General features: G+C 58.5%; 19 protein-coding genes. 9 read left to right on the top strand and 10 right to left on the bottom strand.

From position 1 onward, the window contains the following. The first annotated feature begins 149 nt into the window (after nucleotides 1–149). Together RRU01S_RS07545 and RRU01S_RS07540 are read left to right on the top strand one after the other, a co-directional pair. Entirely contained in the window at nucleotides 150–1094 is a 945-nt protein-coding gene (locus RRU01S_RS07545; RefSeq protein WP_045229573.1) for a sugar-binding transcriptional regulator, read from the top strand. A gap of 16 nt (nucleotides 1095–1110) precedes the next feature. Continuing rightward, on the top strand, nucleotides 1111–1629 hold the full coding sequence (locus RRU01S_RS07540) for a 2'-5' RNA ligase family protein (RefSeq protein ID WP_045229572.1): 519 nt from the start codon (nucleotides 1111–1113) through the stop codon (nucleotides 1627–1629). A gap of 6 nt (nucleotides 1630–1635) precedes the next feature. On the opposite strand, the gene RRU01S_RS07535 is transcribed toward RRU01S_RS07540, so the two are convergent. From RRU01S_RS07535 to RRU01S_RS07510, 6 genes are read right to left on the bottom strand one after another with little or no spacing between them, the layout of a single operon-like run. Then, nucleotides 1636–2934, bottom strand: a complete 1299-nt coding sequence (locus RRU01S_RS07535) for an LLM class flavin-dependent oxidoreductase (protein ID WP_045229571.1) — start codon at nucleotides 2932–2934, stop codon at nucleotides 1636–1638. Between the two features lie 24 nt (nucleotides 2935–2958). Further along, nucleotides 2959–4305 carry an MmgE/PrpD family protein gene (locus tag RRU01S_RS07530; protein ID WP_045229570.1) on the bottom strand — a complete coding sequence of 449 codons (1347 nt, stop codon included), beginning with the start codon at nucleotides 4303–4305 and terminating at the stop codon, nucleotides 2959–2961. Nucleotides 4306–4308: 3 nt separating this feature from the next. Next, the gene (locus RRU01S_RS07525; RefSeq protein ID WP_045229569.1) at nucleotides 4309–5097 is read right to left on the bottom strand and encodes an amino acid ABC transporter ATP-binding protein; all 789 of its coding nucleotides are present in this window, start codon (nucleotides 5095–5097) and stop codon (nucleotides 4309–4311) included. Between the two features lie 8 nt (nucleotides 5098–5105). Continuing rightward, a complete protein-coding gene (locus RRU01S_RS07520; protein ID WP_045229568.1) occupies nucleotides 5106–5870 on the bottom strand; it encodes an amino acid ABC transporter permease in 765 nt (254 codons plus the stop codon). After that, a complete protein-coding gene (locus RRU01S_RS07515) occupies nucleotides 5867–6616 on the bottom strand; it encodes an amino acid ABC transporter permease (RefSeq protein WP_045229567.1) in 750 nt (249 codons plus the stop codon). Before RRU01S_RS07515 ends, RRU01S_RS07520 begins: the two co-directional genes overlap by 4 nt. Before the next feature lie 28 nt (nucleotides 6617–6644). Next, a complete protein-coding gene (locus tag RRU01S_RS07510) occupies nucleotides 6645–7487 on the bottom strand; it encodes a transporter substrate-binding domain-containing protein (RefSeq protein ID WP_045229566.1) in 843 nt (280 codons plus the stop codon). Nucleotides 7488–7775: 288 nt separating this feature from the next. Here RRU01S_RS07510 and RRU01S_RS07505 point away from each other — a divergent pair, with 288 nt between their 5' ends. Further along, on the top strand, nucleotides 7776–8075 hold the full coding sequence (locus RRU01S_RS07505) for a hypothetical protein (protein WP_045229565.1): 300 nt from the start codon (nucleotides 7776–7778) through the stop codon (nucleotides 8073–8075). Nucleotides 8076–8148: 73 nt separating this feature from the next. Here the strand turns inward: RRU01S_RS07505 and RRU01S_RS07500 are convergent, their stop codons facing one another. Beyond that, nucleotides 8149–8598, bottom strand: a complete 450-nt coding sequence (locus tag RRU01S_RS07500) for a winged helix-turn-helix transcriptional regulator (RefSeq protein ID WP_045229564.1) — start codon at nucleotides 8596–8598, stop codon at nucleotides 8149–8151. 87 nt (nucleotides 8599–8685) lie between these two features. Here RRU01S_RS07500 and RRU01S_RS07495 point away from each other — a divergent pair, with 87 nt between their 5' ends. Then, complete coding sequence (locus RRU01S_RS07495; RefSeq protein ID WP_045229689.1) at nucleotides 8686–9498, top strand: oxidoreductase; 813 nt, start codon at nucleotides 8686–8688, stop codon at nucleotides 9496–9498. 14 nt (nucleotides 9499–9512) lie between these two features. On the opposite strand, the gene RRU01S_RS07490 is transcribed toward RRU01S_RS07495, so the two are convergent. Next, complete coding sequence (locus tag RRU01S_RS07490) at nucleotides 9513–10424, bottom strand: LysR family transcriptional regulator (RefSeq protein ID WP_045229563.1); 912 nt, start codon at nucleotides 10422–10424, stop codon at nucleotides 9513–9515. Between the two features lie 145 nt (nucleotides 10425–10569). On the opposite strand from RRU01S_RS07490, the gene RRU01S_RS07485 reads away from it, so the two are divergent. The 4 genes from RRU01S_RS07485 to RRU01S_RS07470 all read left to right on the top strand — a co-directional run bounded on the left by RRU01S_RS07485 (nucleotide 10570) and on the right by RRU01S_RS07470 (nucleotide 17401). Continuing rightward, on the top strand, nucleotides 10570–11367 hold the full coding sequence (locus tag RRU01S_RS07485; protein ID WP_045229562.1) for an alpha/beta hydrolase fold domain-containing protein: 798 nt from the start codon (nucleotides 10570–10572) through the stop codon (nucleotides 11365–11367). A gap of 48 nt (nucleotides 11368–11415) precedes the next feature. Beyond that, nucleotides 11416–12606 carry an efflux RND transporter periplasmic adaptor subunit gene (locus tag RRU01S_RS07480; RefSeq protein ID WP_045229561.1) on the top strand — a complete coding sequence of 397 codons (1191 nt, stop codon included), beginning with the start codon at nucleotides 11416–11418 and terminating at the stop codon, nucleotides 12604–12606. A gap of 128 nt (nucleotides 12607–12734) precedes the next feature. Beyond that, nucleotides 12735–15926, top strand: a complete 3192-nt coding sequence (locus RRU01S_RS07475; protein ID WP_045229560.1) for an efflux RND transporter permease subunit — start codon at nucleotides 12735–12737, stop codon at nucleotides 15924–15926. Between the two features lie 161 nt (nucleotides 15927–16087). Next, nucleotides 16088–17401 (top strand): MFS transporter, encoded by a 1314-nt coding sequence (locus RRU01S_RS07470; protein WP_244446074.1) that lies wholly within the window; start codon nucleotides 16088–16090, stop codon nucleotides 17399–17401. A gap of 4 nt (nucleotides 17402–17405) precedes the next feature. Here the strand turns inward: RRU01S_RS07470 and treZ are convergent, their stop codons facing one another. Beyond that, on the bottom strand, nucleotides 17406–19187 hold the full coding sequence (gene treZ, locus RRU01S_RS07465) for a malto-oligosyltrehalose trehalohydrolase (RefSeq protein WP_045229558.1): 1782 nt from the start codon (nucleotides 19185–19187) through the stop codon (nucleotides 17406–17408). A gap of 193 nt (nucleotides 19188–19380) precedes the next feature. Here treZ and treY point away from each other — a divergent pair, with 193 nt between their 5' ends. Continuing rightward, complete coding sequence (gene treY, locus RRU01S_RS07460) at nucleotides 19381–21903, top strand: malto-oligosyltrehalose synthase (protein ID WP_045229557.1); 2523 nt, start codon at nucleotides 19381–19383, stop codon at nucleotides 21901–21903. Between the two features lie 42 nt (nucleotides 21904–21945). On the opposite strand, the gene RRU01S_RS07455 is transcribed toward treY, so the two are convergent. Next, nucleotides 21946–22857 (bottom strand): helix-turn-helix domain-containing protein, encoded by a 912-nt coding sequence (locus tag RRU01S_RS07455; protein ID WP_045229556.1) that lies wholly within the window; start codon nucleotides 22855–22857, stop codon nucleotides 21946–21948. Nucleotides 22858–22874: the final 17 nt, after the last annotated feature.

The following is a 22874-nucleotide window of genomic DNA, read 5'->3' as shown; positions in this document are numbered from 1 at the left end:
CACAGGGCACCGCGTCAGGTTCCGTTCAATGAGACAGTCGATTTCGTGGCGAGCGACGGGTAAATCTAAACGTCTTTACCGGCCTCTCGACTTCGATTACCTCTATGTTACAAATGTTACGCTGTTGTGACATTTGGGAGAGGGAGCATATGCCTTATCAGCAGAGCATGGTGCGCGCATCGTGGCTGTACCACGTGGAGGGATTGACGCAGGCCCAGATCGCCGAGCGCATGTTGCTGACGCGACGCAGGGTCAACGAACTTCTGGCGGCGGCTCTGGACCAAGGGGTTGTGAGGATCAGCTTCAACTCTCCGCTGACGGAAAATGTGGAACTGGAAGCGGATTTGCGTAGCCGCTTCGGCCTGACGGATGTCGTCATCGTTCCAACGCCATCGGACAAAAGCCAGATCGCAACCGTCATCGGCCGTGCCGCTGCGATGTATCTCGAGCGATTGATACAGGCGAGCGAACCCACCGCGCTGGGTGTTGGTTGGGGCGCCACGCTGCGGGAAACCGTGCACCACATGGCGCCTGCCAATGCACCCGATGTGAAGGTTCGCTCGATGATGGGCGGTCTGACACGCGGCTCGGAGATCAACACATTCGAAATCGTGCAACGCTTTGCAAAGGTGATGAGCGCCGAGTGCCACTATCTCGCGGCACCGATTTACGCCGACAGCCCGCAGTCACGTGACACGATCGTCGCTCAACCGGTTTTCGACAGCCTGCTGCAAGAGGCAACCTCCGTGGATGTATCGATCCTCAGCGTCGGTGACGTGTCCTCCCAATCACTCCAGGTGCGCTACGGCCTGCCGCCTGGCACCGACATCGGCGATATCACAGCCGCAGGTGCTGTGGGCGATCTTCTCGGTCGGTATTTGGACAGAAGCGGCGTCGAGATCGATCATTCCCTCAACCGGCAGGTCATTTCGCCATCGATCGACGAATATCGAAAAATTCCCACGCGCATCATCGCCTCAGGCGGCGACCACAAGAAGGATATCCTGAAAGCCTGTATCACCGCAGGCCTCGCAACGACGCTGATCACCGATGCGGACAATGCGCACCATCTGCTTGGGCGGGGCATCACGTGAAAGAAGCCCTGCTCCGATGAAAACGAAGTACCCGCTTATCGTCACGGCTCATGTCGCTGACGCCGATCTCGCGCCATTTGCAACGCTTCGGGAAAAGCATTTTCCACCGGACAGGAATTTTCTGAGCGCCCATGTCACCATGTTTCACCGTTTGCCCGGCGAATATATCGATGCGATCACGGATGTTTTGAAAACGGTCGCCGCCGCTACCGATGAGATAGAGGCGAGCGTCAGCGGTATTCGACATCTAGGCTTCGGCGTCGCCTTCACGATTGAAAGTCAGGAGCTTCAGGCAGCCAGGGCCAGACTCCGGAGCAGCTTCGCGCAGTGGCTGAACCCGCAGGACAAACAGCCATGGCGACCGCACATCACCGTTCAGAACAAGGTCTCGAAACAAGCGGCGGACGTGCTATTTGGAGAGCTTAAAGCCGATTTTCAGCCGAGTCCGCTCCGCGTCGTTGGCTTCGATCTGTGGGCCTATCTCGACGGACCATGGTGGCTCGAAACGTCGGTGGGTTTCGAGCGCTCCGCGTGAACGACCTCAACCCAGATCGGGACGCGCAATGCCAAGATGGTCGCGCAACGTATTGCCTTCATATTCCGTGCGGAACAGGCCACGCTCCTGAAGAAGCGGCACCACGTCGCGGTTGAAATCATCCAAGCCTTCCGGGAAGAAGGGCGGCATGACATTGAAGCCATCGGCGGCACCGTTTTCGAACCATTCCTGCATGCGGTCGGCAACCTGTTCGGCGGTGCCGATGACGATGTGGTGGCCGCGACCGGCAGCGACGCGCAAGGCAAGCTCGCGGATTGTCAGGCTCTCGCGGCGGGCCAGATCGCGCAGCAATTCGGCGCGGCTGCGAAGCTGGTCCGAAAGCGGGAGATCCGGCAGCGGGCCGTCTAGATCGTAGTCTGCAAGGCTGTGGCCGATGCGCTCTTCCAGAAGCGGCATGGCGCTGGCAATTTCGGTCCAGTTGTCCAGCTCCTTCAGTTTGGCGCTGGCTTCCTCGAAGGTCTTGCCGATGACCGGCATAAAGCCGGGCATAACCGCGACGGTCGATGGATCGCGACCGAATTTGGCGACGCGCTCCTTCAGGCTCTTGTAGAAGGTCTTCGCTTCCGTGATGCTCTGCTGGGCGGTGAAGACGACATCCGAGATACGAGCCGCAAGATCCTGCCCCGGACCGGACGACCCTGCCTGAATGAGAACGGGATGGCCCTGCGGCGCGCGCGGAATGTTCAGCGGGCCTTTGACCGTGAAATATTTGCCGGCATGGTCAAGAATATGTACCTTGGCAGGATCGACATACGCGCCGGTTTCCTTGTTCTTCTGGAAGGCGTCATCATCCCAGCTATCCCACAGACCACGCACGACGCTGACGAATTCTTCCGCCACGGCATAACGTTCGTCATGCTCAGGGTGGCTCCTGTTGAAATTCGCTGCCGTGCGGGCATAGGAGGTGGTCACAACGTTCCAGGCGGCACGACCGTGGCTGAGGTGATCGATGGATGCGAAGGCGCGGGCCACATGGTAAGGCTCGCCATAGGTCGTGGACGCTGTTGCGGCGAGACCGATTTTCTCCGTCACCATAGCCAGCGAGGCCAGCAAAGTCAGCGGCTCGAAACGGGCCATCATCGATGGATGCGCATCCACGCCGCTGGTGAGGCCATCGGCCAGAAACACCATGTCGAACTTGGCCGCTTCAGCCGCCTGCGTGACGCGGCGCAATAGATCGAAATTCTCGCTACCAGCTTCGGCGCGCGGGTGGCGCCAGCCGGAAACGTGGTGACCGGCACCTTGCAGAAACAGGCCGAGATGCATTTTACGGGTGTTGCTCATGAACTTACGCCTTAATGTCGAATATCAATTCGGTGACTGTCCCAACATGTCGAGGAGACCATTGAGGTCTGCCACGCTGTGCATGTTGCGGACGAGATCGGGTATGACGGACAAGCGCGGGTCGTTGCCTGTCGCATCCCGGAATTTGTCTGTTGGATCGGTCACGCCGGGCAGCCCCTTGAACGCGCGGCTGACTGTGCTGCCGTCTTTCCGCTGAAGATCCACCACCACGAACCGCGTCGTCGGATCGCTGGACATGCGCGGTGCCGTGTCGTCGTGCTGGCGGCTGACAAGCCTTGCCACCGCCACCAGGTCCTCTCGCACCGGCACTTCGGCGAAATGATCAATGCGCAAGGCGCCGTCGATCAAGGCTGTCGCAAAGACGTATTCGGCGCTGAAACGGGCATCGATCCCGTTTGCCGGGTTCGTCGTCGTCACCAGCGCTGCGTCACCGCCGCGCGGAAAGGTGATCGTGACACTGTCGATATCTTGCGCCTTAAACCCTTCCTGATGCAGTTGCAGGCCCACCACCGCCACCGGATGGCTGGCGGTGCAGCACGGAAACGCTTTCAAGGTCAGGCCCGGCGAAACGATCTGCCAGGGCGCACCCCAGCCATCCACCGCTGCCTGCGGCTTTTCCTGACCGAAGGCGAAAGCGGAGAAGAAGCCGATGGGGCTATCAAGAAAATCATCCGCACCGCCAATGCCTGCCTTCGCAAGCCTTGCCGACAACAGGCCGGATCGTGCGGCCATACCTGCGTGGTAGGGTTTGGCATCGTGTCCGAACTGAAGCCGCAAGCCGCTGGAATGGGTGGCAGCAAGGCCCAACGCAATAGCCGTCTCTTGCGTGGTGTAAGACAGCACATGCGCCACGGCAGCAGCAACGCCGACGGTTCCCAGCGTTGCCGTGGCGTGAAAGCCGTTCTCGTAATGCTTCGCGCCCAGCGATAGACCAAGACGCGCCATCGCTTCCAGACCGACGATGTAACCGGCGATCAGTTGATCTGCGGAAAGCGCGTGCTCGGCGGCCAGTGCCAGAAGGGCGGGAATGATGACCGTGGTTGGATGGCCGCGCACGCTGGAATGCACGTCATCATAATCCAACACATGCCCGGCATGGGCATTGATGAGGGCAGCGGTCAGGCTATCGGTTTTTGTCGGTTGCCCGATAACGATGGCGTTGCCGGATGTACCTTTCGACAGTTGCTCCAGCAGGATAAGCGTCGTGCGATCATGAGCGCCGCCCAGCGCACAGGCCAGCCAGTCTATGATAGCCGTGCGGGCTGCGCGGACCGCCGCCTCATCATCAAGCGGGTGCGAAGAGAGGATCGCTTCAGCGAAGGCCGTCGTGAGTGTCGCAGTCTTCGTCATCACTCAGATGCCCTCGCCATGCACAAGTGTGGTGCGCGCACCCGCCAAGCCATTGACGAAGCGCTTGATGCGCGGGTTTTCGGATTTGTGGAAAATGTCATCGGGCGAACCCTTGGCCACGATCCGTCCTTCCTCTGTAAAGACGACCATATCGCTGATTTCTTCCGCAAAACGCATTTCATGCGTCACCAGAATGCTGGTCATGCCTTCTTTGACGAGGTCACTGATGACGGCCAGCACCTCGCCCACCGTTTCAGGGTCGAGCGCCGATGTGACTTCATCGAACAGCACAAGATCGGGCTTCATGGCCAGTGCGCGGGCAATGGCCACGCGCTGTTGCTGCCCGCCGGAAAGCTGGCCGGGATAAGCACCAGCCTTTTCCGTCAGCCGCACCTTTGACAATAGGTCACGCGCGTTGCGTTCCGCCTCGGCCTTGTCGACGCCCAGGATGCGAATGGGTGCCAGCGTGATGTTGTCCAGAACCGAAAGATGCGGGAACAGATTATATTGCTGAAAGACGATGCCGATCTTCTGGCGCAGCTTGATGCGCTCGGCCTCGCTCTGCAATTGGTCCACACGCGTGCCATTCACGGTGATGCGGCCCGATTGCGGCATGACCAGCGCATTGATGCAGCGCAGGATCGTGGACTTGCCGGAACCGGACGGGCCGATGATCGAGACCGTCTTGCCGCGCTCGACGGTGAGATCGATGCCTTTCAGGACTTCTGTCTGGCCAAAGGCGAGATGCACATCCGCCAGTTCGACGATGGGATTGACGACGGTATCATTCATATCTGTCCTCACGACTTGAAGCGACGCTCGAGGCGGCGCGTCAGGCTCGAAATGGGATAGCAAAGGGCAAAGAATGCCGACATGACCACGAGATAGGCCAGCACGGTGAAATCGAGACGGCGAACCGCGGTGCTGGCATCCGTCGCCGCATGCAGAAGTTCATGAACGCCGACCAGGGAGGCCAGTGCGCTGGACATGGTGATGGACGCAAACAGGTTCATCCATGGTGGCAGCGAGCGGCGGGCGCATTGCGGCAGAATGATCCAGCGCAGGGATTGCAGCCGCGAAAAGCCCAGACCTTTGGCCGCTTCCCATTGCGTGGTAGGAATGGACTGGATCGCACCACGGGTGATTTCCGCGACATAAGCGCTGGCGGGAATGGCCAGACCGATGACCGCCTTCACCCAATCCGGAAACGGCAGGTAGTGGCCGAACACGACGATTTCGAACGGGAAGATGTAGGTGGTGGCAAAGATCAGCACCAGATGCGGCGCATTGCGGAAAATCTGAACATAGGCAATGACCGGATAACGCACGATCTTCAACGGCGCCAGTTCCAGAATGCCCAAGATGACACCCAACAGCGTGCCGCCTGCCATGGACAGCAAGGCGATAGTGATGTTCATCATAAAGCCGCTGCCGAGATAAGGCAGCCACTCGACGAGAATCCAGAACAGCTGCGTATCGGCTGCCAGCCAGGCGATGATGACGGCGGTCACGAGGCCGAAAAACAATGGCAGACGGCCAATGGCGAGAATCTTTGTGGCTGTCATGACCCGACCCCAAACCCCGGCACGGCCAGACGTTTCTCGATCCAGTGTCCGATGCGGGCAACGGCCAGATTGATGGCGCTGAAAAACAGCAGGAGAACGATCATCAGTTCCACGACATTGTCACGCTGCGTCCAGATCATGATGGACGCATAAGTGATTTCGCTGACCGCAATGGCATTGCCGACGACGGTGAGCTTGACCAGATTGATGAGGTTGTTAACGAGCGCAGGCAATGAAGCACGGAGCGCAAGCGGCGCCTCGACAAAACGCAAGATTTGCAATCGCGTAAAACCGATGGCGCGCGCCGCCTCCCGCGTCTGTTCCGGCACGGCCTCGATGCCCGCACGCAGCGCGTCCGCATGGAGCGCTGCGATGTGCAGCCCGACGACAGCAACCACCCAGAAGAACGGCGTCAGCGGATTGTTCTGCGCACCGCCCAGGAGATCGGACACGATCGTGTTCAGCACCAGAAAACTGAACATCAGCTGCACCAGCGTCGGCGTGTTGCGGGTAATTTCGATGAACACGCGGACGGGGGCCGACAGGAAGGTTTTGCCAGATGTCAGCATGCCGGCGAACAGAAATCCGAAGGCGAGGCTGATGGGTATCAAAAGCGCAATGAGGTACAGCGTGGTGACAAAACCACCACGCCAAATCTGAACCTCATAACCGCTGGCAAGAAACTCGTAATTGAGCCCAATCTTGGCCGACCAGTCTATGAATGTCTGAAGCAGAGAATTCTCCACGGCATGCTACTTTCAGAAGATCAGGCGCTTACTTGCCCTGACCTTCGAGCTTTTTGTGCTGTTCTTCAAGGTAGGTGACATTGAGCAAGCGGTTGGCTTTTGCAAACTCCAGAAGCTTGCCATTGGCATGCTCTTCGCGAATGATCTTGTCGAGCGCTTCGCTCGTGTCTTTCTCGCCCTTGCGCAGCCATACCACGGAATCGGAAGGAACCAGCTCGGTCGGGAAGAGGATGGCGTAATCCTTCCACTCTTCCGGACGATCCTGAATGAGCAGACCGACCGTCGCGCCCACATGCACGGCCACAACGCAATTGCCGCCCTGCAAAGCCAGAAGCGATTCCGGCTGGCTCGGCAGCGCCTTCACGTCCGCGCCATATTCCTCGATCAGAGGCTGGGTGTAGTTGGAGCCCTGAGACACGCAGACGGGCTTGCCCTTCAGGTCAGCCCAATCCTTCAAGCCGCTATCCTTGCGACCGACGGCAGCACCACCGCTGCGGTCATAAGGGGTCGGCACGAAATCAAGGATTTTCGCGCGGTCTTCCGTGTACTGCATGTTGGCGATGAGAATATCGACTTTGCCCTGCTGCAGGAACTGAACGCGATTGGGTGGCGTCACCGTTACCGTTTCCAGCTTCACGCCCAGCTTTTCCGCCAACGTCTTGGCGATATCGACATTGTAGCCCTTCTGTTCCTGGGTCTTCGGTTCGATGTAACCGAAAGGCGCGCCGGAGAGGATGACGCCGACGGTCAACGTGCCCTTCGCCTTGATGCGGTCCAGCGTCGCATCCGCATGGGCGGCGGCGCTGAAAAGCGCGCCGATCGAAAGTGTTGCGGCAAAAAGGGCGGTCGAAGTGCGCTTGGCAAAATTCATGGATCAGGTCTCCTGGTTACCGCGCAACCTAGTGAGACCGCCCCACCCTAGCGAGGAATCGATTTCTCATTATCGGCAAAAAATTAAACCAGATATCCAACCAAGGTCGGTCTTTGAGAAAAATCACGTCAAGACATGAGCGAATGGGATGATCGCATTGCTGTTGAGCGAACGCTTAGATTTTCCGCATGATGCACGTGATTGATCGCCGCGTCATACGGGCGGGAACTCCTGCGTATCGGCTCCGTTAGGAGATCGTGAAAAACACAAAAACCGGAGGAAACACAGATGAAAAAGTATCTTATTGGAACAGTCTTCGCACTCGGATTCGTATCTCTTGCCGCAGCGCAAGGCACCGGTACCGGCGGCACAGGTGCAGCCAGTGGCGGCGCAAGCGGTGCAGCGTCTTCTTCTGGTAACAATGCCAGCGGGACCAATGGCACCAATTCGCAGAATTCTGGCACCAATGGTTCTGGCCAGTCACAGACCAATGGCGACACCAACAACACAAAATGCTCTGCCAGCGGCGAAACGGCACAAGGCATGGGAACGACACCAACAACCGGCGCGCCCTGCCCCGCAAAGTAACAGACTACCAAGGCACGAGCCCGGCCCAGTGCCGGGCTCTGTCACAAAACCAAGCTAGGTCGCAACCTGCGGCTCATGGTCCTTCTTCGCCTGACTGGCCCGCCGCTTCCATCCGCATCTTTCGCGTCCCCAGCTCTGCTCCGGTCACTGCGTCGATCGCCGTCGGCTTGATCTGGCCGCCAGTTTCAACGTCGACATAGCTGGCGATGCCCTCGCCACAATGACGCTGGGCCCACGCGCCGATCATCATCAAAACGGGCAGAAAATCTCGTCCCGCTGCGGTCAAAACATACTCTTCGCGCGGCGGGTGTTCTGAATAGAGCCGCTTTTCCAGCAGCCCGTCCTCAGTCAACGCCTTCAGACGCTTGGTCAACATGGTGGGGACAATGCCCAAGCTCTTCCTGAACTGATCAAAGCGTGTAAGCCCTGCATGGGCATCCCGCAAAACGAGAATACTCCAGGTGTCGCCGACGGATTGCATGGCGCGGGCCACGGGGCATTGCAGAATCGCAGTCTTTTTCATTTCGTATCTTTTCGATAGTGACAAAGTATCAAAATGATAGTAACACGCTTTCAGTTGATGATCCACATCCTTGAGAAAGCAAATGCTATGAGCACAACAAATGGCCGCGTCGCACTCGTCACCGGCGCATCATCCGGCATCGGTCTGGTGACCGCGCAGGAACTGGCCAAGGCCGGATATCGCGTGTTCGGAACAAGCCGGAAGCCATCGCCGCCGTCGCACGGTGTCACCATGCTGGTGTGTGATGTCACGGACGATGTCTCCGTTCAGGCCGCTGTCGATGACATTCTGGCTCAAACCGGCCGTATAGACCTCGTCGTCAACAATGCGGGGATAGGCCTTTTAGGGGGTGCGGAAGAATCGTCCGTTTCCCAGGCCAAGCGGCTTTTTGACGTCAACGTCTTTGGCGTCGTGCGCGTCGTCAACGCCGTGTTGCCAACCATGCGCAAGCAAAAAAGCGGGCGTATCATCAATATGAGCTCCATCCTGGGCCTCATCCCCGCGCCTTACAACGCATTCTACGCCTCCACCAAACATGCCATCGAAGGTTATTCGGAATCACTGGATCACGAAGTGCGCGTGTTCGGCATCCGCGTTTTGCTGGTAGAGCCTGGCGTGACGCGCACTGCCTTTGAAGAAAACCTGACCCGGATCGACCAGCCCCTGCCCGTTTACGAGGCCGAGCGGCAGCGCAGCGAAACGATGATGCGCAGTTGGATCGAAAAAGGCGATGATCCCAAGGTCGTTGCCGATGCGGTGGTGACGGCAGCAACTGCTGACAAGCCGAAGCTTCGCTATTCCGCTGGCAAACAATCCGCTCAGGCGCGCTCAGTCCGCCGCTTCATGCCGGAAAGACTGGTCAACAGATTGTTTAGAAAAGCCAATGGCTTCGCGTCGTAATGCGATGAGACACATCAAGACGCTCCCAACGCGCTTCTGTTCAGAAGCTTCGCCAGCCAATCCACGAAGACGCGAACCTTGTTGGTGACGTGTCGCGTTTGCGGATAGACGATATAGATCGGCATGGGCTCGTGGTTCCACTCGGGCAGAATGCGCACAAGTTGGCCTTTGGCCAATTCCTCCCGGATCGTGAACGGGGCGAGTTGGCCGACGCCCATTCCGGCCAGAACCGCGTTCTGGTAGGTGCGGCTATCATTGGCCGAGACGATGTATCGAGGGTTGACCTCAACCGATCTGGTGCCGTTATCAAAGGCAAAGGTCATGATGTGCCCGGTGGTCGCGTTCAGATAGCCGACACTATAGTGGTCAACCTCAAGGTCCTCGGGCTGCTGCGGCATGCCGAAGCGTTCGATGTAGCTTGGCGCGGCAAAGGTCACGAAATCGAGCTCTGAGACCTTGCGGGCAATGAGCGACTGGTCGCGCGGCGTTCCGACCCGCAAGGCGCAATCCACGTTTTCCGCGATGTAGTCCACCAAGCGGTCCCCCACACCGATATCGAGGCGGATGAGTGGGAAACGTTCGTGAAAGTCACACAGATTGGGTATGATGATGTTATCCGCAAATGCCCCCGCCATCTCGACGCGAAGCCGACCCGACGGTTGGACGTTGGCATTGGAAAGGCTCGCATCCAGCTCATCGACTTCGGCGATGATCTGGATGGCACGCTCATAGTACAGCGCACCATCGGTCGTGACCATCACCCGGCGCGTGGTGCGGTTCAGCAGCGTGGTGCGCAGATGTGCCTCCAGCCCCTGCACCATATTGGTAACAGTGGTTTTTGGCATGTCCAACGCGCTGGCCGCCCGGGTAAAGTTTCCCGTCTCCACCACCCGCGCGAAGACGCGCATTGCCGACAGCTGATCCATAATGACACCTTCGAGCCGATTATCCGTGATTTTGGAATAGTGTTTTCATTTTTGCATGCTTGCGCAATTTCTCTCGAACAATCATATCTGCTTTAGACATGACTGCAAGAGCAGGTTCTTTTTTAAGACCTGCTGAGGAAGCGCAATGAACACGCAATGGCATACGATGGAGAGCAGCGGCACAACGCAGCCACCTCTGTTGGTCCGTGTCTACAAAGGCGAAGGTGAAAATCGCACTCCACCTTTGGTTCTGTATCTGCGTGGTGGTTCGTTTCTTGAGCAAGGCGGCCAATGCAAGGAATTGCCGGTTGCAAGGGCATTGGCGGACAAGGGTGCCGTCGTGATCGAGGCGGATTACAGCACCTCGTCTCGCAACGAGTTTCCGGCGGTGATCGACTGTGCGTTCGAGGCTTTGGATTGCCTCAGCAACAGCCGCAAGCATTATGGCAGCGCAAAATCGCTGTTGTTTGTGGCGGGTGAGGAGGCAGGCGGCAACGTGGCGGCGGGTTTGGCGCTGAAGGCGCGGGACCGGATGCCCGGAAAATTGGCGGGGCAGATTCTGCTCTCGCCGATGATCGACCCGTTGATGGCGTCCACGTCCTTTCGTGACGCCGACAAGATTGGAATGCGACAGCGCTGGGCGGAAGGTTGGAGCCATTATCTGGCAAAGGCCTGTGGGTTTGCCCACCCCTATGCCGCACCCTGCCAGTGTACGCGGCTGAACCGCGTGGCACCGGCGCTGATATTTACAGCCGAGGACGATCCTCTGCGCGACGAGACCGTGAATTATGCCGGTCGTTTGAGCGAAGCGGGGGTACACGTTCGGCAGCATGTATTCCCTGCCGGTTCCGGCTGGACAGGGCTTTATCGCGGTGAAGGTGGCAAATGGCTTTCGGCTGTTTGCACCGAGTGTTCGGATTTCGTTCAAGACCTGAAGCAGTAGCATTTTTCGACATAACTGACCGGCTCCCTGTGGGCCAAGGAGATACCCATGACGCTCAAGAACAAGCGCCGTGCCCTTGCGGGTGCCGGCATCGGCCTTGCCGTGTCCGTCGCAGCGGCGGCATTTCTACTCGACCTTCCCATGACCACCGGCGCCGTGGCGGCATCCGCTCCTGCGGAAACACCGGCTGTTCCGGTGACTGTCGCGACCGTCGAAAGCCGCGACATTACCCACTGGGAACAGTTCTCAGGCCGTCTGGAAGCGGTCGAGCGAGTTCAGATTCGTTCCCGTGTCGCAGGCCAGATTCAGGCGGTTCACTTCCGGGAAGGTGCACTTGTGAAAGCGGGTGACGCCCTGTTCACCATCGATCCGGCACCGTATCAGGCCACAGTTGCCGGTGCGGAAGCACAGGTCGCCTCTGCCGAAGCCAAGGTGAGCCTTGCCAGAACCGAACTCGAGCGTGGCCGCAGAATGTCTGACAACCGCACGATTTCGCAAAGCGATTTCGACCAGCGGCAGAGCAATCTGGCAGATGCCGAAGCACAGGCACGGGCAGCACGCGCAGCGCTGACGACTGCTCAACTCGACCTCAGCTACACCGAACTTCGGGCTCCGGTCTCCGGCCGCGTCGGCAAGCTGGAAATCACCGTTGGCAACCTCGTTGCCGCAGGCTCCACATCACCTGCGCTGACAACACTGGTTTCGGTAGATCCAATCTATGCCAGCTTCAACGCCAGCGAAGAGATGGTCGCAAAGGCTTTGTCGCAGCTTCCCGTCTCGGACGGCGCGCTTCAGGCTCTGGAGCAAATCCCCGTCGAAGTCGGTACGCTGGCCGATGAAGGCACGCCGATCAAAGGCACCTTGCATCTCATCGACAATCAGGTCGATAGCGCAAGCGGCACGATTGGGGTGCGGGCCGTGTTCGCCAATACGGATGGGCATTTGATTCCCGGCCAGTTCGTGCGGGTTCGCATGGGTGAGCCGAAGTCTGAAAACCGCATCGTCATCACCGATCGCGCCATCGGCACAGATCAAGACAAGAAATTCGTCTTCGTCGTGGACGGCGAAAACAAGGTCAACTATCGGCAGATCAAGCCCGGCCCCTCTGCGGATGGTCTGCGCGTGGTCGAAAGCGGTCTGACCGCAGGAGACAAGATCGTCGTCAACGGCCTTCAGCGCATCCGCCCCGGCGCCATCGTCGCCCCGCAGACCGAAGACAAGGTTGCGACCTCGCAGTAAACATTCCGGCGGACCATCTCCAAGGCCCGCCGACCCATTGATCAGAACGGGATGACACGACCTGCCGGTGGCCAATGCCACCGGAATGGTCTCTCGCATTCAAAATTCACCCGGAGAGGGCTTACCTCATGAACATCTCCAGATTTTTTGTGGACCGGCCAGTCTTTGCTGGCGTGCTATCGGTCCTTATCGTGGTGGCAGGCCTCATCGGCATGCGCGCCTTGCCGATTTCCGAATATCCTGATGTCGTGCCACCATCCATCGTCGTGCGCGCCACCTATCCCGGCGCCAATCCGAAGGTTATCGCCGAAACGGTAGCGACACCGCTGGAAGAGCAGATCAACGGCGTCGAAGACATGCTCTATATGTCCAGTCAGGCGACATCGGACGGCGTCATGACGCTGACGGTGACGTTCAAGCTGGGCACGGACCCGGACAAGGCCCAGCAGCTGGTTCAGAACCGTGTCTCGCAGGCCGAGCCGCGCTTGCCAGCGGAAGTCAGAAGCCTTGGCGTTTCCACCGTCAAAAGCTCGCCCGACCTGATGATGGTCGTGCATCTGGTTTCGCCCGGCAACCAATACGACCTGACCTATCTGCGCAACTACGCGGTCCTGAACATCAAGGACCGTCTGGCGCGCATCGAAGGTGTGGGACAGGTGCAGATCTTCGGCGCTGGCGATTACTCCATGCGCGTCTGGATCGATCCACAGAAAGCCGCCGAACACAATCTGGCCGCCAGCGATATCAGCAATGCCATTCGCGAACAGAACGTGCAGGCCGCAGCCGGCACCATCGGCGCCTCGCCAAGCCTAACGGGCGTCGATCTTCAGCTCAACGTCAATGCGCAGGGCCGCCTCTCAACACCTGAGGAATTCGGCAACATCATCGTCAAGAGTGGTTCGAATGGCGAAATCACGCGCCTGCGGGATGTTGCTCGCGTCGAGCTCGGTGCTGCGGATTACGCGCTGCGCTCATTGCTGGACGGTGAGTCTGCCGTTGCCATTCCGGTCTTCCAGGCCCCCGGCTCAAACGCCATCACCATTTCCGACCAGGTGTCGGCCACCATGCAGGACCTGCAAAAGGCGATGCCGCAGGGCGTGAAATACGAGATCGTCTATGACACCACGCAGTTCGTGCGTGCCTCCATCGACAAGGTCATCGATACGCTTCTGGAAGCCATCGCGCTTGTGGTCATCGTCGTCATCCTGTTCCTGCAGACATGGCGCGCTTCGATCATTCCGCTAATTGCCGTGCCGGTATCGATCATCGGTACATTCGCAATGATGTATGTCTTCGGCTTCTCGATCAACGCACTCAGCCTGTTCGGGCTGGTGCTGGCCATCGGTATCGTCGTGGATGACGCCATCGTGGTGGTGGAAAACGTCGAGCGCAACATCGAGAACGGATTGTCTCCACGTGACGCAACCTACCGCGCTATGAAGGAAGTGTCAGGCCCTATCATCGCCATCGCGCTTGTGTTGGTCGCCGTGTTCGTCCCGCTCGCCTTCATCTCTGGACTATCTGGCCAGTTCTACCGCCAGTTCGCGCTGACAATTGCAATCTCGACGGTCATTTCGGCCATCAACTCGCTGACATTGTCGCCAGCCTTGGCAGCACTGCTGCTGAAAGGCCACGACGCGCCGAAGGATTGGCTGACGCGCGGTATGGACAAGGCGTTTGGCGGCTTCTTCCGTGGCTTCAACCGCGCTTTTGGTGCAGCCTCGAACGGTTATGGCAAAAGCGTCGGCGGATTGCTGAACCGCAAGAGCATAGTCATGATCGTCTATGTGGTTCTCGCAGGTGCGACCTATGGCATGTTCAATTCCGTACCGGGTGGTTTCGTGCCCGCACAGGATAAGCAGTATCTGATCGGCTTTGCGCAGTTGCCGGATGCCGCCAGCCTCGACCGCACGGAAGACGTCATCAAGCGCATGAGCGATATCGCCATGAAGCAACCGGGCGTCGAGCATGCGATTGCATTTCCGGGGCTCTCCATTAACGGCTTTACCAACAGCTCCAATGCCGGTGTGGTCTTCGTGGCGCTCAGCCCATTCGAGGAGCGCACGACACCCGAACTCTCTGGCGGTGCCATTGCCATGGCGCTCAACCAGAAATTCGGTGCCGTTCAGGACGCTTTCATCGCCATGTTCCCGCCCCCACCGGTCAACGGTCTCGGCACCACGGGCGGCTTCAAGATGCAGATTGAGGACCGCGCTGGCTTTGGCTATCAACAACTTGACGAGGTGACCAAGGCCTTCCTGGCGAAAGCCTATCAGACGCCTGAACTGGCGGGCCTGTTCTCAAGCTTCCAGATCAACGTGCCACAGCTCTATGCCGATCTGGATCGCGCCAAGGCTGAACAGCTCGGTGTTTCCGTCACCGATGTGTTCGAGACGTTGCAGATCTATCTCGGCTCTCTCTACGTCAACGACTTCAATGCCTTTGGCCGCACCTATAGTGTGCGGGTGCAGGCAGACGCGAAGTTCCGTTCGCAAGCAGACGATATCGGTCAGTTGAAGGTGCGCTCCGCCAACGGCCAGATGATACCACTCTCAGCACTGCTGAAAGTAGATGCCACGACAGGACCGGAACGCACCACACGTTACAACGGCTTCCTGGCCGCCGATATCAATGGCGGTCCGGCTCCGGGCTTCTCATCCGGAGAGGCACAGGCCGCCATAGAACGCATTGCTGCCGAAACGCTGCCATCCGGCATCGCTTACGAGTGGACAGATTTGACCTATCAGCAGATCCTGGCTGGAAGCTCAGGCTTCCTCGTCTTCCCGCTGGCCTTGCTGCTGGTCTATCTGGTGCTGGCTGCGCAATATGAAAGTCTCACGCTTCCGCTTGCCATCATCATGATCGTGCCGATGGGTGTACTTGCGGCCATGACCGGCGTCTGGTTGACGGGGGGTGACAACAACATCTTCACCCAGATCGGCCTCATCGTCCTTGTCGGTCTCTCGGCGAAAAACGCGATCCTGATCGTGGAATTTGCCAGAGAGTTGGAGTTCGAGGGACGAACGCCCGTTGCCGCAGCCATCGAAGCAAGCCGTCTTCGTCTGCGTCCGATCCTGATGACATCACTGGCCTTCATCATGGGTGTGGTGCCGCTGGTCATCTCCACCGGCGCAGGTGCAGAAATGCGCGCAGCCATGGGTGTTGCGGTGTTCTCCGGCATGATCGGCGTCACGATCTTCGGCATCTTCATGACGCCGGTGTTCTATGTGCTCGTGCGCAAGCTGTCGGGCAACCGCCCGCTCATCCAGCACAAGGAAGAGCCTGCGAACACCGACTACAAGATGGACGAAGCCGTGTGATCTCGCCTTCATGACAAGGAAGCCCCAAGACGATGTCGCCTTGGGGCTTTTTTCGTTTCGCGAGCAATGAAAAGGACTGGACAGAGGCCAAGCGACAGGTCACGTTCGGCGCCTCCAATATTCGGTCAAGATTGATCCTCGAAACAAGATGAGTAGCACACGTGCAATCTCCCATTTCGATTGAACAGGGCGTGAAGATGGCGGGCGTGGGCACGTTCCAGCGTCGGCTCTTCGTCATTTTCGGCCTCGTCTGGGCAGCCGATGCGATGCAGGTTCTGGCCATCGGCTTTAGCGCGCCATCCATCGCCAAAAGCTTCGGCATCACGGTGCCGGAAGCGCTTCAGACCGGAACGATCTTCTTTCTGGGCATGCTGATCGGCGCTTTCGTCTTCGGGCGCCTGGCCGATCGCATCGGCAGGCGACCGGTTCTCTTCGCAGCCATCATTCTCGACGCCGTGTTCGGCGTGGCCTCCGCTTTCGCGCCTGACCTTCACTGGCTCTACGTCGCTCGGTTTCTGACTGGCGTGGGTGTAGGCGGAACTCTGCCCGTCGATTACGCGATGATGGCGGAATTTCTGCCTTCGGACCGGCGCGGACGCTGGCTGGTTCTGCTCGAGGGCTTCTGGGCTGTCGGCACGGTTGCGCTTGCTGTTCTGGCACTGGTCGCCGGTAGTCAGGGCGGCGAAGCGTGGCGGACGATCTTTTTCGTCACCGGATTGCCAGCACTTATCGGCATTGCTCTGCGCTTCTATGTGCCTGAATCGCCACTCTATCTCAACCGACAAGGCCGTTCAGAAGAGGCAAGAGACGTGTTGCGGCGTATAGCCAAAACGAACGGCGCATCTGACGAGATACCGCCGCTCTTGCCGCAAAGCCCCGAGCGCAAGTCCATCGCTTCACTTCTGTCACCCGAATTGCGACGTCGCACCACTTTCCTGATGCTGGCATGGATGTTGATCTCGATCTCCTATTACGGCGTCTTCGTCTATCTTCCGGTCAAACTGGCAAGCGATGGCTTCGTCTTCATGCGCGGCCAGTCGTTTCTGGTCATCTTGGCCATCGCGCAATTGCCCGGCTACGCGCTGGCGGCTTATGGTGTCGAACGATGGGGCCGCAGGCCGACATTGATCGGCTTTCTGCTCTTGAGTGCCGCATGCACTCTGGCCTATGGCCTGGGCCAAACGGTCGAAATCGTGGTTGCTGCGTCGTTGATGATGAGCTTTGCGCTGCTCGGCACATGGGGCGCGATCTATGCGTTCACGCCTGAGATTTACCCAACCAGCCTGCGTGCAAGCGGCATGGGCACGGCGGGGTCTGTCGCCCGTTTCGGCGGACTTCTGGCGCCGTCTATCGTCGCGCCTGTCATGGCGTCCAGTTTCGGGCTGGCGCTTGGCGTCATTTCCGGCCTGCTGCTGCTGGCAGCCTTCAGCGTCTGGTTGATCGACGCTGAAAGCCGCAATGAAGCCTTGGCCTAGCCGATCAGTGTCGGCTGCGCAGGCTCCAGATGACCGACCAAGGACCGAATTTAGCGGTTTCTGTCTCGCCCAATGTGAAAATCCTGTCACCGTCCGGCATGGTGTCAGCCGTTGCCGGTTTGCCGGATAAATTGGCATCGAGACGAAGCAGCGCGCCATCTGCGAGCCTCCACGTGGCGGTGACGACCCCACCCTTCATTTGAAACGAACCGGGTCCGAGGTTTTGCGCCTTCAACAAGGGGACAATGTACTGGTGCCGGATGTCGGTCAACGACCGATAAAATGCTTGCATCTCTGCGCCATCTACAGTGTCGGCCTTTGACCAATCCAGTTTCGCAGATGCGAAGGTTTCATAGGCGACGGGATCGGAAACCGTGTCTCCGTCAAAGCCCGGCAGACGGGAGAGTTCTTCGCGCCTGCCCTTGCGAACCTTTTCGTTCAACGCGTCGTCGAATTCGCAGAAAAACGGAAACGGCTCTTTTGCACCCCACTCCTCGCCCATGAAGAGCATGGGAATCTGTGGGGCCAGCAAGCAGACTGCCGCAATGGCTTTGAGCGGCTCGGGCGGCGTGTAAGACGACATCCTGTCGCCATTTGCCCGATTTCCGACCTGATCGTGGTTTTGGGTAAACGAGATGAAGGCCGTTGGCGGCAAGTCTCGGGTCGATTTGCCGCGCTCTTCACCGCGATAGGGCATGTGCTGGCCCTGGAACACGAACCCCTCGGCCAAAGCGCGCGCGAGATTGTCTTCGTCTTCGACATAGTCCTGATAATAGCCGAAGGTTTCTCCGGTTGCCGCGATGTGCAGCACGTGGTGAATATCGTCGTTCCACTGCGCGGTGAAATGCTTGGCACTGCCGTCTTCCAAGCGTCCCAGCAAATCGCTGTTATTGTCTTCGTTCTCAACCACGAGGTGGACACGGCGAGACCCCGCCGCCTGCCGAACACGTCTGGAAAGCTCGTGCAGCACGTGCTCATCGCTGTCGTCCTTGATCGCGTGAACAGCGTCGAGCCGCAGGCCATCCAGCCTGAATTGGGTGATCCAGTAGATCGCGTTTTGAATGACGAACTCGCGCACCGGCTTGCCACCCTTGTCATCATAATTGATGCCCTTGCCCCATGGCGTCATATGGTGATCGGTAAACAGCGGCGCGTAGTTCGGCATATAATTGCCATCGGGACCAAAGTGATTGTAGACAACATCCAGAAACACGCAGATGCCGCGGGCATGCGCCGCATCCACCAGCGCCATCAGCTCTTCCGGGCGTCCATAGCTGCTGTCCGGCGCGTAGGGCATGACACCGTCATAACCCCAACCGTACCGGCCGGGAAAATCGCTGAGCGGCATCAGCTGGATCGCGGTGACACCGAGTTTCTGTAAGTGGTCGAGCTTATCGATCGCGGCCAGATACGTGCCTTCCGGCGTGAAGGTACCCAGATGCAACTCGTAAATGACCATCTCTTCCCAAGGGCGACCGGTCCACTCCGGTGTTTTCCAGTCGTAAGATGAGAGATCGACGACTTCGCTGGGGCCGTGAACGTCCTGCGGCTGAAAGCGCGATGCCGGGTCCGGCACGACAAGGCCATCCGGCTGCTGAAAACGATACAGGACACCCGAACTGACATTGGCCAACTCACAATGGTGCCATCCGCCCTCCATGGCCTGCATCGCGTGCTGTTCGCCCGTTTCCAGCTTCAATATCATGCTGTCTTGCAGCGGGGCCCAAATGCGAAAGAGAGTTGCGTTGTTGAGAATGCGAGGTCCGAAATCGAAATTATCTGACAAAAATCTGACGCCTGTAATGGAGCTGAGAATATCGATCTAACTTGCCCGCGGGAAAAAGGTTTCACACCTGACATATGTCAGTGCATCACCACCACCGGCAACACCAGTGTTCACCGGAGCGTTTTTCATTCGTGACAGGTGGAACCAGATCGGCGCCATCAGGTTTCGGGTGTAGTCCCACTGGAAGCCCCGCATGACCATCCCGACAGCCACCTATCGCATTCAATTCCGCAACGGCATGACCTTTGATCGAGCGGTAGCGCTCGTGCCCTACCTCAAGCAACTCGGCATCAGCCATTTCTATGCCTCGCCGATTTTTACGGCCACGAGCGGTTCGACGCATGGTTATGACGTTACCAATGCCAACGAGATCGATCCGGCCATTGGTGGACGAGACGGGTTCGACCGTTTGGTGAAAGCGCTGAAGAGCGAAAAGATTGGCCTCATCCTGGATATCGTGCCGAACCATATGGCTGCATCCCTGGAAAATCCCTGGTGGCGCGATGTGATCGAGCACGGCGAACAGAGCGCCTACGCGCACCACTTCGACATCGACTGGAGCAGGCGCATGACGCTGCCCGTCCTTGGACAGGATTTCGATGATGTGGTGAGTGAAGGCGACATCTCGATTGCGCTTGATCCTGAGACGGGTAAGCCCGCGCTGCGCTGTTACGAAACCCACTATCCTCTGACGCCTTCATCCTATGCCGGGCGAGAAGCTGAGATCGTCGGTACCGCCGACAAGGCCTTGATTGCCGAACTGCATGACAAGCAATCCTACCGGCTGATGAACTGGCGCGATGCCAGCAGCGAGCTGTCATATAGACGGTTCTTCGAAGTCACCGGTCTGGCGGGTATGCGCGTCGAAGATGCTGTTGTCTATGAGGATACGCATCGCCTGATTTTCGAATTGGTCCGCAACGGCGATGTCGATGGCCTGCGGGTGGACCACGTCGACGGTCTTGCGGACCCAAATGAATATCTCGAGCGCCTGCGCAGAGATGCCGGTCCAGACTGCTATCTGACCGTCGAGAAGATCCTCGGCGAAGGCGAAACGCTGCCACCGGAGTGGCCGGTGTCTGGAACGACGGGTTATGAATTCATCGCCGCCCTCAGCAATGTCTTCGTTGACGATGCCAAGCTGGCTGCCCTGCGCAACGCCTATGAAGATACGATCGGTCAGTCGCTGGATGTGCGCAAGGAGCTTCGCTCGGCAAAACTTCTGATGGCAGACAAGAATTTTGCTGGAGAGTTTTCGACACTGCTTCGCCTGAGCATGGACATCATCGCCGCAGATGGCGAGGTGGGGCATCTGAGCGAAGACGATGTGCGGCCAGCACTGCGTGAACTCGTCGTGTCATTCCCGGTCTATCGGACTTACGGCACCACCCAAGGCATGCCGGTGGAAAGCCAGAGGGTGCTGGCACGGGTCGTGGATGGCATAGCCGCGAGCGACCATGCCCCCGATCTCGATGCGCTCCACAAACTGCAAAGCATCCTCAACGGCGAGACAACGGATCAAAACGTCAAGGCATCGGAATTCAGAACCCGCTTCCAGCAATTGACGGGACCGCTGATGGCGAAATCCGTTGAAGATACATTGTTTTACAGACAGAACCTCGTGCTCGCTCTCAACGAAGTGGGGGCTGAGCCGCTGTCGCGCAGCTATTCCGTCGAGCGCTTCCATACTGAGATGAAACACAGGCTGGAGACGCAGGCCGATGCGCTGTCGACCACCTCCACCCACGACACCAAACGGGGCGAGGATGCCCGAGCAAGGCTTTACGCGATTACCGAAGTGCCGGACCTTTGGAACGAATGCGTCGAACGCTGGCAGGCTCAGAATGTTGATTTTCGTGAGACAATCGCCGATGGCGTTGCGCCAGAGCCGCTGATCGAGTGGATGCTTTATCAGGCACTGGCTGGCGTCTGGCCGCACAAGCTGGCACCAACAGATACCCAAGGCCTGAAAGCGCTGGAGGAGCGCTTCATTCCCTATGTCGAAAAGGCACTGCGCGAGGCCAAGTTGCGCACGAATTGGGGCGACAGCAATGAGGTCTATGAAAATGCGGTGCTGACTTATGCCCGCAAGCTTCTATCGCCTGATAACGAGGCCTTCCTCAGCGATTTCACGCAAACGCTTCAGCCTTTCATAAAGGCAGGCGCTTCAAACAGCCTTGCGCAGACGATCATAAAGCTGACCGCACCCGGCGTCCCGGATATCTATCAGGGCTGTGAAGATTTCGATCTCAGCCTCGTCGATCCCGACAATCGTCGCGAGCCGGATTTCGAAGCATTGGCGGCGCAATTGTCGGCACTCCCAGGCCATCTGGACGAGAAACGGGAGCAGACGGACCCGAAGCTGAAACAACATCTCATCAAACTGCTGCTGGACCTGCGCAAACAGAGATCCGACCTGTTCCGCGCGGGTGACTACCTGCCGCTCGATGTGACGGGCGAGAGCGCGGCTCATCTGGTTGCCTATGCGAGAACCACCAGCGACGACGCCGTCATCGTCATTGTTCCTCGGTTTGCAATGACAGCGATTGCCGAAGGGAGACCACTCCTCAAAGCAGCACATATCGATCTGCCACCCGCCTTGGCGCAGAGCCGCTATGTCAATGTCTTGACGGGTCAGGAATTGGATTTCGATGGTGCCATCGACGCCGTCACGGTCGCGGGCACTCGAGGCTTTGCCGTCCTGCAGCGGCGATAAATGTCTTACTCGAACCGTGATCGATGATCACGGTTCAGGACATCACGCATTGCTGCGCATGCGCGCACGATATTGCTTCGGCCGCATGGCAAATCGTTCAGAAAACGCCTGATAGAAGCGGGAGACCGAACCAAATCCGGATTCGAAGGCCACATCGGTGATGGGTATGTCGGTTGCGATCAGCAACGACTGCGCCGTGTCGAGACGGTGACGGATGATGGCCTGATTGATGGTCATGCCGACGGCGCGCTTGAACACGGACATCGCATAATTCGGGTGAAGCCCCGCATCCCTGCCGACATCTTCCGACGAAATCTCGCTCAGCGCATTTTCGGCGATGTAGCGCAGCATGCGCTCCACATGCTCCATGCGCTCGCTGTCATTGGCGCCGAGGCTTGCAATGGCCGAGCCTTCTTCGCGCAGATCGCGCCAGCCATCGCGCTCGATACGAAGCACGCGCGCGCTCAACTCGTTGCGCACGATCTCGATGAGACCCTCGTCACCCGAGCGCAACTCATCGCGCCAGCGCTGAAAGATTTCGTGGTCGTAGGAGCGCAGTTCCAGCGCCTCGATCATCGCGCCGCGAAACACGGCGTCCCGAAAATGGGTGAGGCTCGCAAGGCCGAGAAAGAATGACATGGGAATGTAGAGGCAGATGAAGGATGTGCCCTCTGCACGCGCGATCACCTGATGCGGGATCATCCCCCAGAACAGGCACAGCCGCCCCTTGTCGATGGAAAGTTCACGCCCGTCGAACCAGTAGGTCATCTGCCCCTCCAGCACGAAATTCAGCTCGACTTGACTGTGCATGTGTGGCCCGGCCATGACCTGCACCAACGACGCTTCGCCAGCACAAAAGCGATGGTCGCCGAAGACAACCAGCGGATGTCGCGGATCGTGCTCTGGATGTACCGGCACGGATTCATCACGCTGAGTAAGCTGTATGGACACCATAATCTTAGAATCCTAGA

The organism is Agrobacterium rubi TR3 = NBRC 13261, from assembly GCF_000739935.1.
Lineage (GTDB): Bacteria > Pseudomonadota > Alphaproteobacteria > Rhizobiales > Rhizobiaceae > Agrobacterium > Agrobacterium rubi.
This window is presented reverse-complemented; position numbering and strand designations above follow the sequence as displayed.